The organism is Erwinia sp. MMLR14_017, assembly GCF_033657285.1.
Lineage (GTDB): Bacteria > Pseudomonadota > Gammaproteobacteria > Enterobacterales > Enterobacteriaceae > Erwinia.
Genome location: NZ_JAWVWP010000009.1, coordinates 124036 through 135945 on the forward strand (window position 1 = coordinate 124036; position 11910 = coordinate 135945).

The 11910-nt window shown below is 53.8% G+C and carries 11 protein-coding genes, 1 tRNA gene and 1 pseudogene; 9 read left to right on the top strand and 4 right to left on the bottom strand.

Going from position 1 to position 11910, the window contains the following annotated elements:
- The first annotated feature begins 150 nt into the window (after positions 1 to 150).
- Positions 151 to 1347 carry an MFS transporter gene (locus SD961_RS15490; RefSeq protein WP_318791240.1) on the top strand — a complete coding sequence of 399 codons (1197 nt, stop codon included), beginning with the start codon at positions 151 to 153 and terminating at the stop codon, positions 1345 to 1347.
- Between the two features lie 71 nt (positions 1348 to 1418).
- Positions 1419 to 2447 (top strand): alpha/beta hydrolase, encoded by a 1029-nt coding sequence (locus SD961_RS15495; RefSeq protein WP_318791241.1) that lies wholly within the window; start codon positions 1419 to 1421, stop codon positions 2445 to 2447.
- A 193-nt stretch (positions 2448 to 2640) separates the two neighbouring features.
- On the opposite strand, the pseudogene SD961_RS15500 reads toward SD961_RS15495, so the two are convergent.
- From SD961_RS15500 to SD961_RS15510, 3 genes and pseudogenes are all read right to left on the bottom strand, one after another.
- Positions 2641 to 2934: pseudogene (locus SD961_RS15500) on the bottom strand (heavy metal translocating P-type ATPase); the annotation flags it as partial.
- Between the two features lie 67 nt (positions 2935 to 3001).
- Complete coding sequence (yajD, locus tag SD961_RS15505; RefSeq protein ID WP_318791242.1) at positions 3002 to 3349, bottom strand: HNH nuclease YajD; 348 nt, start codon at positions 3347 to 3349, stop codon at positions 3002 to 3004.
- 221 nt (positions 3350 to 3570) lie between these two features.
- Positions 3571 to 3646, bottom strand: a tRNA-Asn gene (locus tag SD961_RS15510).
- Between the two features lie 290 nt (positions 3647 to 3936).
- Between SD961_RS15510 and SD961_RS15515 the strand changes: the two genes are divergently transcribed.
- The gene (locus SD961_RS15515) at positions 3937 to 5058 is read left to right on the top strand and encodes a Gfo/Idh/MocA family oxidoreductase (RefSeq protein ID WP_318791243.1); all 1122 of its coding nucleotides are present in this window, start codon (positions 3937 to 3939) and stop codon (positions 5056 to 5058) included.
- A gap of 52 nt (positions 5059 to 5110) precedes the next feature.
- Here SD961_RS15515 and SD961_RS15520 read toward each other — a convergent pair whose 3' ends face one another.
- Positions 5111 to 6301, bottom strand: coding sequence for a LacI family DNA-binding transcriptional regulator (locus tag SD961_RS15520; RefSeq protein WP_318791329.1), 1191 nt, complete (start codon positions 6299 to 6301; stop codon positions 5111 to 5113).
- 221 nt (positions 6302 to 6522) lie between these two features.
- On the opposite strand from SD961_RS15520, the gene SD961_RS15525 reads away from it, so the two are divergent.
- The 6 genes from SD961_RS15525 to SD961_RS15550 all read left to right on the top strand — a co-directional run bounded on the left by SD961_RS15525 (position 6523) and on the right by SD961_RS15550 (position 11906).
- Complete coding sequence (locus SD961_RS15525) at positions 6523 to 6966, top strand: PTS sugar transporter subunit IIA (protein ID WP_318791244.1); 444 nt, start codon at positions 6523 to 6525, stop codon at positions 6964 to 6966.
- A 16-nt stretch (positions 6967 to 6982) separates the two neighbouring features.
- Positions 6983 to 7270, top strand: coding sequence for a PTS sugar transporter subunit IIB (locus tag SD961_RS15530; RefSeq protein WP_318791245.1), 288 nt, complete (start codon positions 6983 to 6985; stop codon positions 7268 to 7270).
- An 11-nt stretch (positions 7271 to 7281) separates the two neighbouring features.
- A complete protein-coding gene (locus SD961_RS15535; protein WP_306211961.1) occupies positions 7282 to 8541 on the top strand; it encodes a PTS ascorbate transporter subunit IIC in 1260 nt (419 codons plus the stop codon).
- A 47-nt stretch (positions 8542 to 8588) separates the two neighbouring features.
- Complete coding sequence (gene fsa, locus SD961_RS15540) at positions 8589 to 9254, top strand: fructose-6-phosphate aldolase (protein WP_318791246.1); 666 nt, start codon at positions 8589 to 8591, stop codon at positions 9252 to 9254.
- 522 nt (positions 9255 to 9776) lie between these two features.
- Complete coding sequence (locus SD961_RS15545) at positions 9777 to 10892, top strand: branched-chain amino acid ABC transporter substrate-binding protein (RefSeq protein WP_412916691.1); 1116 nt, start codon at positions 9777 to 9779, stop codon at positions 10890 to 10892.
- Positions 10893 to 10991: 99 nt separating this feature from the next.
- A complete protein-coding gene (locus SD961_RS15550) occupies positions 10992 to 11906 on the top strand; it encodes an ABC transporter permease subunit (protein ID WP_318791247.1) in 915 nt (304 codons plus the stop codon).
- Positions 11907 to 11910 lie beyond the last annotated feature (4 nt).

Consider the following 11910-nt stretch of genomic DNA (forward strand, 5'->3'; position numbering starts at 1 on the left):
AATTCACATCAGTCAGTTTTACCGGAGCCGTGAAAAGCGACCGTCCGGGTTTCCCGTTAATTTTTACTCTTTCTGTTTTTTATTCACCGGAATAAAGACATGCATCCGGCTGGCCTGAATTCAGAGGCGGCTAAGAAAAAGGTAAGCGTAATGTCTTCACTTGTGAACAATACTCTGGACCATCAGCCTGCCGCACACTGGGGCGGTGTGCTGGCAATGACACTGTGTGTGTTTACGCTGGTTGCGTCCGAATTTATGCCAGTCAGTCTGCTGAGCCCGATTTCTCACGATCTGGGGGTCAGCGAGGGACTGGCCGGTCAGGGCATCGCCATCTCGGGGGCGCTTGCCGTATTAACCAGCCTGTCTGTATCAGCACTTTCCGGCAGTATGAACCGCAAGGCACTGCTGCTGGGACTGACAGTGTTAATGGCCATCTCAGGCGTGGTGGTTGCGCTTGCCCCTGACTACCTGACTTATATGACTGGCCGGGCGCTTATCGGCGTGGTGATTGGCGGATTCTGGTCATTGTCAGCTGCCACGGCGATCCGTCTGGTGCCTGAAAATCAGGTGCCGCGTGCTCTGGCTATTTTTAACAGCGGTAACGCGCTGGCTACGGTGATTGCTGCGCCGCTCGGCAGCTATCTTGGCTCCGTAATGGGCTGGCGTGGCGCTTTTCTTTGTCTTGCCCCGATCGTGCTGATCGCCTTTATCTGGCAGTGGATCACTCTTCCTTCTATGGCTTCTGAGAAGCAGGAGAAAAAAACTAAGAATGTTTTCCGGCTGCTCGGCAATCCACTGGTAGCAGCAGGAATGGCCGCCTGCGGGCTATTTTTTATGGGCCAGTTTGCTCTTTTCACCTATGTGCGTCCGTTCCTTGAAACCGTTACGCAGGTCAGCGTATCAACCCTGTCGCTTGTTCTACTTCTTATCGGTATTGCCGGTTTTATCGGTACGCTGCTGATTAGCTCTGTGCTGCGCCGCGCTTTCTACCCGACGCTGATCGTCATCCCCTTGCTGATGACCGCCATTGTCATTGCTTTGACCGTAACAGGCCATCACCTCAGCGCCGTTGTTCCACTGCTCGTCCTCTGGGGGCTGGTCGCCACCGCCGCGCCGGTTGGCTGGTGGTCCTGGATAACCCGAACACTACCGGATGATGCTGAAGCAGGCGGTGGGTTAATGGTTGCCGTGATTCAACTTTCTATTGCTCTCGGATCGACAGCCGGTGGGCTGGCTTTCGATCACAGCGGCTGGCAGACCGCTTTCACCCTCAGCGCTCTTTTACTGGTTGTGGCTGCCATCCTTGCGTTCCTGACATCCCGTAAAGAGCTCAGTCATCACGCCTGACGGGAGTATGGCTGCCGCACGCATTTTTCTGAATACGTTATTTCCGCAGGTCTCACCATAAGGATATTTAAATGAAAATATTTACCATGCTATTAGGGCTGATAGTGACTTCCTTCACTGCTACAGGAGCCGATAAAACCAATGGGGCAGATAATTTTTATCAAAGCGATAAGGTGACGCATCAAAAAGTAACGTTTAAAAATCAGTATCAGATGAATGTCACCGGGAATTTATATCTTCCTGAAAATAGCGATCGGCAGGCAAAAATGCCGGCGATTATCGTCGGCCATCCGATGGGAGCAGTAAAAGAGCAGAGCGCCAGCCTCTATGCCCAGAAGCTGGCTGAGCAGGGGTTTGTTACCCTTGCAATCGATTTGTCCTTCTGGGGAGAAAGCGACGGACAGCCACGCAATGCCGTCTCGCCGGATATCTATGCTGAGGATTTCAGCGCGGCGGTGGATTACCTTGGCACGCGATCTGATACAGATAAAAATCGCATTGGTGTTCTGGGGATCTGCGGCAGCGGCAGTTTCGTTATCAGCGCAGCGAAAATCGATCCCCGCATGAAGGCCATTGCCACTGTCAGTATGTACGATATGGGCTCGGTCAATCGTAACGCACTTCATCACTCCTTAACTCTGGAGCAGCGTAAAAAAATTATCGCGGATGCGGCTGAACAACGGTATGTCGAGTTCACCGGCGGCAAAACGGAATATACCAGCGGAACTGTACATAAAATTGATGAAAATTCTCATCCCATTCAGAAAGAGTTCTACGACTTTTATCGTACGCCACGCGGTGAGTTTACACCCAAGGGTTCCTCGCCTGAATTAACAACGCACCCGACGCTGACCAGTAACGTGAAGTTTATGAACTTTTATCCGTTCAACGATATTGAAACCATCTCTCCGCGTCCGATGTTATTTATTACTGGCGATCGGGCACATTCGAAAGAGTTCAGTGAAGATGCTTATAAACGAGCAGGCCAACCGAAAGAGCTCTATATCGTGCCGGGTGCAGGCCATGTTGACCTGTACGATCGCACTGATTTGATCCCTTTTGAAAAGCTGACTGCTTTTTACAAAGCCAATCTGAGATAGAGCCGGTGGGGTAAATTTAGTTGTCTGCCCGTTAATCAGTTATCACTCCCGCCCGGAAAATACCGGGCGGTTGATAAAAAAACGAGCGTTAAAAACATAGCCAGAAAAATTTATTACGCCACCTCAAAGCATGCTGTGAATGGCTGGCCTGGTCAGCCATTCCTGACTATGCCAGCCACTGTCACTAAAGAGGTCAACGCAGAAAACGCAGCAGACGCAGACTATTCAGGGTAACCAGTAAAGCCGCGCCGGTATTGCTGAGCACGGCCATCCACAACGTCAGCCAGCCGGGGAAAATCAGCGCCAGCGCCACGACCTTAATAGCCAGAGAGAGGATAATATTCTGCCGGATGATGGTTGCCGTGAGTTTGCTGAGGGCAAAGGCGTGCGGCAACTGCTCCAGCCAGTCTGACATCAGCACCACGTCGGCGGTCTCTATCGCAGAATCCGTACCGGCACCGCCCATAGCGATGCCGATATCCGCCGCAGTCTTGTTTAAGGAAAGCGTTGCTTCGACCCGTTGAACTCACAGCCAGAAGCGGGGATCTCTGGGATTATTTCTTTTTATTAAGCATCGACTTTAAATCGGCAAAAGGGTTATAGGTGGCTGCATCAATATCATTTTGCGCATCTTCGCCAGCCACCACAGATGTGCCGTACTGGTCAGCTTCAGTGTACTTGGAGTGTTCGTGATCATGACAATAGAGACACAACAACTCCCAGTTACTGCCATCTTCCGGGTTATTGGTATGATCGTGATCGATATGGTGAACCGTTAATTCACGCAGGTTTGAATAAACAAACTCCCGCGAACAGCGCCCACATACCCATGGATAGATTTTTAACGCTTTCTCACGGTAGCCGCTTTCCAGCCGCGTGTAGTTTTTTGGGATCAGAGCCATTGCCGTTGTTACCTGTTATCAGGAGATAATTTTACGTTAGTGCCCTCAATATATCGCAAAACGGAACAGAAGGAGAACATTGCGGCGAGGGCGCTAACAGCCACAAATCGCCAGCCTCTCTGTTAATCAGGCAGGGAACGTGCGGATCGGAAAGAGGCGAGAGATAGCGGAAATGAAAAAACAAAAAAGCCGATATCCTGCGATATCAGCTTTCTTTAATTTGGCTCCTCTGACTGGACTCGAACCAGTGACATACGGATTAACAGTCCGCCGTTCTACCGACTGAACTACAGAGGAATTGTTGGAACGGGGCGCATAATATCCAGAGCGCTGATGGATGTCAAAGGCTGAATGCACCTTTTTTACTGACTGCTGAATAAAGCAGCATTTTGTTGAAATTTCCTCAGGTTGAGCAAGTTTATCGACGCCGTTGTTTGCGAAAGGCCGCGCAGGGCTGGGGCAGAGGACGACAACGATTACAGAGACTTTCGTCAGAATGATCACGTTTATTTCATTTCATGATTGTCGCCCCTGATTTTGAAATATACATTCCATGCACGCGCTTCGCTCACCTGCAAGGAACCACAATGGAAAAGGTCAGAATTGGACTGATTGGCACCGGCTATATCGGACGCTGCCACGCAATTGCTTACGCACAGGCTTCTACAGTTTTTTCGCTGAAGGGGGAGATCGTGCGGGAAATGGTGGCGGAGGTGAATCCGGCGGTGGCGAAGCAGCAGGCTGCATTGCTGGGGTTTAACCGGTCAACGGGCGACTGGCGTGAACTGGTTGCCGATCCTGAGATTGATGTTGTGGATATCTGCGCACCCAACTTCCTGCACAAAGAGATGGCGCTGGAGGCGATCCGTCACGGTAAGCATGTCTATTCCGAAAAGCCGCTGGCGCTGGATGTGGCGGATGCCGAAGAGATGACCCGAGCAGCAGAGGCGGCGGGGGTAAAAACGCTGGTGGGCTTTAACTATATGAAAAATCCCACCAGTCAGCTGGCAAAGGAGATCATCGCCCGCGGAGAAATTGGCGAGGTGGTGCATTTTTACGGCACCCACAACGAAGATTATCTGGCAAACCCCAGCACGCCGCTCGACTGGCACTGCCAGAAGGCGCTGGCCGGACTGGGCGCATTAGGGGATTTGGGCGCGCATATCGTCAATATGGCGCACTTTCTGGTGGGGAATATCAGTGAGGTATCCGGCGACACGCTGACGGTGATAAAGCAGCGTCCGGACCCTGAAGATACCTCCCGGTTGCGTGATGTGGAAAACGAAGATCAGGCCAGCGCGCTGCTGCGTTTTACCAACGGGGCGCACGGCGTGATTGAAACTTCACGTATCGCCTGCGGCAGTAAAATGGGGCTGACCTATGTTGTCACCGGCACTAAAGGAACCCTACGCTATACCCAGGAGCGGATGGCAGAGCTGGAGCTTTACAGCCATGACGATCCTGCCGGGCGTCAGGGATTCAAAACTATCCTCACTGGCCCGGCTCATCCTGACTATGCCAGTTTCTGTGTGTCGGCGGGTCATGGCATTGGCTTTAACGACCAGAAAACCGTTGAGATCCGTGACCTGATCAACGGCATCGCCGCTGGCGATCGCATGTGGCCAGATTTTGCCGAAGGGTTGCAGGTCTCAAAGGTGCTGGAAGCCATCGCCATTTCTGCCCTGGAGCGCCGCTGGATGAAGGTTTAACAGAGAGGGCAAAGAGATTTAAGGCTCACAGGCAGGCCGGGCAAAAAAGCCTTCAGGTGCTGGCGCGCCATTCAAGGGTGTAATTGATGCGCTCAACCAGCGGCTCTGTCTGGGTAGCTTCCAGCATGCTCATCAGCCGCTCGCCAACTTGCTGACCCAGCGCAGCATAATCCAGATGCATCGCAGTCAGCGTCGGGAAGGTGTGATCGCAGTCAGCAGAGCCTTCCAGGCAAGCCACGGCCAGGTCATAAGGCACTTTCAGCAAGCGGCGCTGGCATTCGTGCAGAATGCCAAAAGCGATCTCTTCATGGCTGCAGATCACGGCATCCATATCGGGATGGCTTTGCAGCAGCTCGCTCATGGCGTAACGCCCAAATTGCAGGCTGGGCGCATCCGGCACGGTGCGGATCAGGTCGGCATTCTGGTACCGGGCAAGCATGGCTTTGCGCCAGCCGTTAAGCTGCTGTTTCTGAAGGCGGTTATCAGTATGCGCACCAATATAGGCAATCTTTCGGTAACCCGCTGCCAGCAGTTTTTGCGTCAGCCGCTCTGCGGCTTCCATAAATGCCAGATCGAGAGAGATATCAGCATTAAAGGCTTCTGCGCCGCCGACGTTTACCGTCACCAGCTCAGCGGCTTCGATGAATGCCAGCGTCTGGCTGGAGAGCGGTGCGCCAAGCAGTACCAGCGCCGCCGGGCGATTCTGCAACAGCTTCTGCACAATCCTGGCTTCACCATGCTGATGGTATTCATGGCAAGCCATCACCAGTTCAAACTGCTGTTTGCTGACGGTGTTCTGAAGCGCCTGCAAAAAACGGACGCTGGCGCGATCCTGCTGGAAGGGATAGAGCACCGCTACTGTATTATGCTGGGATGCGGCTAACGCGCTGGCGGAGGCATTGGGAATGTAACCCAACGCCTCAATCGCTGCATTGATCTTCTTTAATGAGCTGTCAGCCACCAGCGCAGGATCGCGCAGCGCTCGGGAGACGGTCATTACGCCTACGCCAGCATGGCGCGAGACATCCTGTAGCGTCACGCGTTGGGTACTGTTAACCACGGCGCTGGCATCGTGATTGGGCGTGTAGCCCAGCGAGCGCGCAGCCTGTTCAACCTTGCTGCGTATGCTGTCAGAGACCAGTTCCGGCGTGCGCATCACGCGTGAAACGGTCATGGTTCCTACTCCAACGTAGTCGGCAATATCCTGCAGCGTCACTCTGCCGCTGGTACGACGTTTGCGCATTTCCTTCTCTCCAACTTCATCATGGCCCGCGTCGCGATACCTCATCCGACAAGTGTGCCTGTGCCGCGCGTCAAACAGCAAGCGTAAGCCGCACTTGTGATAACCCGATCACAGAGTCTGATAACGCTAACAGTTAGCGTTATCTTTTAAGATCCCCGTCACATTATTCTCGCAGCCCGACCGCTACGCTGCACAGGCTCATTCAACGAGGTGACCCCGCAATGCTAACCGATTTACTGACACCCGATGTCATTCGTCTCCATCCCACCTGTAAAGGGTGGCGCGAGGCGATCGCCCTGGCCTGCGAGCCGCTGTTAACCAACGGCGCTATTGAGCCGGAGTATCTGGAGGCTATCTACCGCAGCCATGAGGCCATCGGCCCTTACTACGTTGTCGGCCCTGGCATCGCCATGCCGCACGCTCGTCCTGAAGAGGGCGTAAACCGGCTGGCGCTGAGCCTGACGGTGATTGAAGAAGGAGTCAATTTTGATTCCGAAGGTAACGACCCGGTGCGACTACTGATTGTGCTGGCCGCTACAGACAGCCACAGCCATATCGAGGCTATCGCGCAACTCGCCGCGCTCTTTGATTGTGAAGAAGATACCGCGACGCTGATGGCAGCAAAAGAGATAAACACCATTCTTTCCGTAATTTCACGTTATTAATCCCAGAGGAAATTTTATGAAAATCACCGTTGTTTGTGGAAATGGCCTGGGCACCAGCCTGATGATGGAAATGAGCATTAAAAGTATTGTTAAAGATCTGGGCGTGGCGGCGGAAGTCGATCACGTCGATTTGGGGTCGGCGAAAAGCACCCCCAGTGATATCTACGTGGGCACCAGTGATATTGCTGAGCAGCTACAGGCCCAGCAGGTAAACGGTAAAATCGTGTCGCTGAAAAACATGGTAGACAAGGCTGACATGAAAACGCGTTTGTCCGCAGCTCTGACCGAACTGGGCGCACTATAAGGGACTGATAAATGGAATTTTTCCGTTTTTTAATGAGTGACGTGCTGTCAGAACCTTCCATTCTGGTAGGTCTGATTGCGCTGATCGGGTTAATCGCCCAGAAAAAACCGGCTACCGAGTGCATCAAAGGCACGGTGAAAACCATTATGGGCTTCCTGATCCTCGGCGCCGGAGCCAGCCTGATCGTCTCGTCACTCGGTGATTTTGCGGTAATCTTCCATCACGCTTTCGGCATTGCCGGCGTGGTGCCGAACAACGAAGCTATCGTGGCCGTAGCGCAAAAGAACTTTGGCACTGAAATGGCGATGATCATGTTCTTTGCCATGGTAATTAACATTGCCATCGCCCGCTTTACGCCGTGGAAATATATCTTCCTGACGGGGCACCATACGCTGTTTATGTCGATGATGGTGGCGGTGATCTTAGCCACCGCTGGCATGAAAGGCGCCACGCTGATTGCGGTTGGTTCCGTGGTGGTTGGGGTTTCCATGGTGTTCTTCCCGGCGATTATCCACCCTTATATGAAAAAGGTGACCGGATCTGACGATGTGGCGTTTGGGCATTTTTCGGCGATATCTCAGCTGCTCTCCGCCTTTATTGGCAGCAAGTTCGGCAATAAAGAGAAATCTACTGAAGATATGGATGTGCCTAAAAGCCTGCTGTTCCTGCGGGATACGCCGGTAGCCATCGCCTTCACCATGTTCTTTATCTTTATTTTCACCTGTCTGGTTGCTGGCCCGGCGGCCGTAAAAGAGATGAATGCCGGGGGCAAAAACTGGTTTATGTTTTCGCTGATGCAATCGATCACCTTTGCGGCTGGCGTCTATATCGTGCTGCAGGGCGTGCGGATGGTCATCGCTGAAATCGTCCCGGCGTTTAAGGGGATCTCTGACAAGCTGGTTCCGAATGCCAAACCGGCGCTGGACTGCCCGGTGGTCTTCCCTTATGCGCCTAACGCGGTGCTGGTAGGGTTCCTCAGCAGCTTTGTTGCGGGTGTGCTCGGCATGTTCATTCTCTACTTCCTGAACATGACGGTGATTATCCCAGGCGTAGTGCCACACTTCTTCGTCGGTGCAGCGGCTGGCGTCTTCGGTAATGCCACCGGCGGTCGCCGTGGGGCAATACTGGGTGCCTTCACCAATGGGTTACTGATCACCTTCCTGCCAGTCTTCCTGCTGCCGGTGCTGGGCAGTATTGGCCTGGCAAACACCACCTTCAGCGACTCCGATTTTGGCGCGCTGGGCATCCTTCTGGGCATTATTGTTCGCTAACTCACAGCGGTGGAGTTTACCCTCCGCCGCACACGTACGAGGTGATAATGGAATTCTATTTAGATACCGCAGATGTGGCCGTGGTTCGTCGTCTGGCAAACGTGCTTCCCATTAAAGGCGTGACGACTAATCCAAGTATTGTTGCACGTGGTAAACGCGACATCTATTCGGTGCTACAGGAGTTGCAGGAGGCCATCGGCACGGAAGGCCAGCTGTTTGCCCAGGTACTGGGGCGCGATGCCGAAAAGATGGTGGAAGAGGCACACAAGCTGCGCGAGGCGATCCCTTCACTGGTGGTTAAAGTGCCGGTGACGCACGCCGGACTTTCGGCTATCAAACAGCTCAGGGCGCTTAATATCCCCACGCTTGGCACAGCGGTTTACGGTGCAGGACAGGGATTCTATGCCGCGCTGGCTGGGGCCAGCTATATTGCGCCCTATGTGAATCGGCTGGACAGTCAGGGCGGAGACGGGATTGGTCTGGTACGCGAACTGCAAAAACTTGTCGATCTGCACTGCCCCGAGACTCAGGTACTGGCCGCCAGCTTCCGCACGCCGCGCCAGGTGCTGGAGTGCATGCTGGCAGGCTGTAGAGCCATTACGGTTGATCCTGCTGTGGCAGAGTTATTCCTGATGGACCCGGCAGTGGAAGATGCGTTAAACCGTTTTGATCACGACTGGTCAGCAGCATACGGTGCAGTGGCACTGAAATAGTCAGCGTAATTGTCGCGAAGGGAAGCGCAGCATGGCTGAAGGCGTTATTGCCGATGGCGACGGTAAAGCCTGAGTGACTTCACTGAATTAGTTATAGCGTCGGGGTAAACGGGAGCGTAAGCGCCCGTTTTTTTCGGCTGCTTCACATTCACGGTAAAAAATTCCTCACTCAATTGATCTCTCCCGCATTTTTGCACCAGCGCAGTGCGCACTCTGCAGACAGTGCAGCTATGTTTACGTTTCTGGCCAGCCAGGAACCACGCTTCCCGGTCAGCCTTGTCAGGGCTGTTACGCTTGCTGCTGGAAAATGCCATCCTGAAAAGAGCGGGTAACAGCAGCTTAAGCCGCATCACTTCACATCTTTTAAGGAAATCAGGTGCTTCTCACCATTATGGCGAGATTATTGCTTGTTCAATACCAGCCGTTCGCGGCCCGCTCTCTTATCAGATTTTCGCCCCACTCAATGATGTTTCCCGCGCCGCTGACCGGCGTTTAGTTCTGAACAGTGCTGAGGAATACAGAATGTCTTTGAAACTGATTAAGTTACCCCTTCAGGTTGTGATAGCTGGTTGTTTGAGTACGGCGCTCTCTGCGCAGGCAGATGTGATGATTGGTGTGGCAGGCCCGTTTACCGGCCCGAATGCCACCTACGGTGCGCAATACTGGAAAGGGGCGTCGCAGGCGGCGGCAGATATCAATGCGGCTGGCGGTATCAAGGGGGAGAAAATTGTGCTGGTACAGGGCGATGATGCCTGCGAACCCAAGCAGGCCGTAGCGGTGGCTAACCGGCTGGTGGATGAGTCCAAAGTCTCAGCGGTTGTTGGCCATTTCTGCTCCTCTTCCACCATGCCTGCATCAGAAGTGTATGACGAAGCGGGCGTGCTGACCATTACCCCCGGCTCCACCAACCCGCAAATCACCGAGCGCGGCATGAAAGGGATGTTCCGCATGTGCGGACGCGACGATCAGCAGGGTACGGTTGCGGCTAACTACATGCTTGACGTTTTAAAGGCGAAGAAGATCGCCGTGATCCACGACAAAGATACCTATGGTCAGGGTCTGGCAGACGCCACCAAAGCCGCGCTGGAGAAACGCGGCACCAAAGAAGTGCTCTATGAAGGGTTGTCCCGTGGAGAAAAAGACTTTAACGCGCTGGTGACCAAGATCGGGTCGCTCAAGCCTGATGTGGTCTACTTTGGCGGCTGTCATCCGGAGGCCGGTCCGCTGGTGCGGCAGATGCGTGAGCAGGGCGTACAGGCCAAATTCTTCTCCGGCGACTGTATCGTCACCCAGGAGATGGTGACTGCGGCGGGCGGCCCTCAGTATACCAACGGCGTGCTGATGACCTTTGGCAATGACCCGCGCACCCTTGCTGCGGGTAAATCGGTAATTGAGAAGTTCCGCGCAGGCGGCTTTGAACCGGAAGGCTACACCCTCTACGCCTACGCCTCTATCCAGGCGATTGCCGCCGCCTATAACGGCGCGGGTAAAGATAATGAAAAAGCCAGCGAGTGGCTGAAGAGCCACAGTGTCGATACGGTAATGGGCCAGAAAGGATGGGATGGCAAGGGTGACCTGAAGGTCTCGGACTATGTGGTCTACAAATGGGACGACAAAGGCAAGTATCACCAGCTTTAATCCCGGCCACTCCTTTCTGCCCGACAGGCAGAAGATCGCAAACGTTAAGCCAGCGCGGGAAGAGTCAGCGCTGGCCTACTTCAGGCGAGACCCTTCACAATGGAAGCATTCTTTCTGCAACAGCTGATCAATGGCCTGACGCTGGGGGCCGTCTATGGCCTGATCGCCATCGGCTATACCATGGTTTATGGCATTATCGGCATGATCAATTTTGCCCATGGCGAAGTGTATATGATCTCCGCTTACCTCTGCGCAATTGGCCTGGCGCTGCTCTCTTACTTTGGTATTCACTCTTTCCCGCTGCTGATCTTCGGCACGCTAATTTTCACCATCGTCGTCACCGGCGTTTATGGCTGGACAATTGAACGTATTGCCTACCGGCCATTGCGAAACTCTACCCGGCTGGCGCCGTTAATTTCAGCTATCGGCATGTCACTTATTCTGCAGAACTATGCGCAAATCAGTCAGGGACCCAATCAGCAGGGCATTCCAACGCTGCTGACGGGCGTGCTGCGATTTGAAGTTGGCGATGGGATGGTGCAAATCACCTGGACCAAAGTCTTTATCCTGGCGGCGGCGCTGGCTGGCATGGCACTCCTCACCTGGATTATTCAGTACACCCGGCTGGGAAGGATCTGTCGCGCCACGCAGCAGGACAGAAAAATGGCCTCGATACTCGGCATCAATACCGACAGGGTTATCTCGCTGGTCTTTGTTATTGGCGCAGCGATGGCCGGTCTGGCTGGCGTGCTGGTGACGATGAACTACGGTACCTTCGACTTTTATGCCGGGTTTATTATCGGCATCAAAGCCTTTACCGCCGCGGTGTTGGGCGGCATTGGTTCCCTGCCGGGCGCGATGCTGGGTGGGCTGCTGCTGGGTATTGCCGAGGCGCAATTCGCCGGCATGGTGAACTCTGACTACAAAGATGTGTTCTCGTTTGCGCTGCTGGTGGTGATCCTGATTTTCCGCCCGCAGGGGCTGTTGGGACGTCCGCTGGTGACCAAGGTGTAAGGAG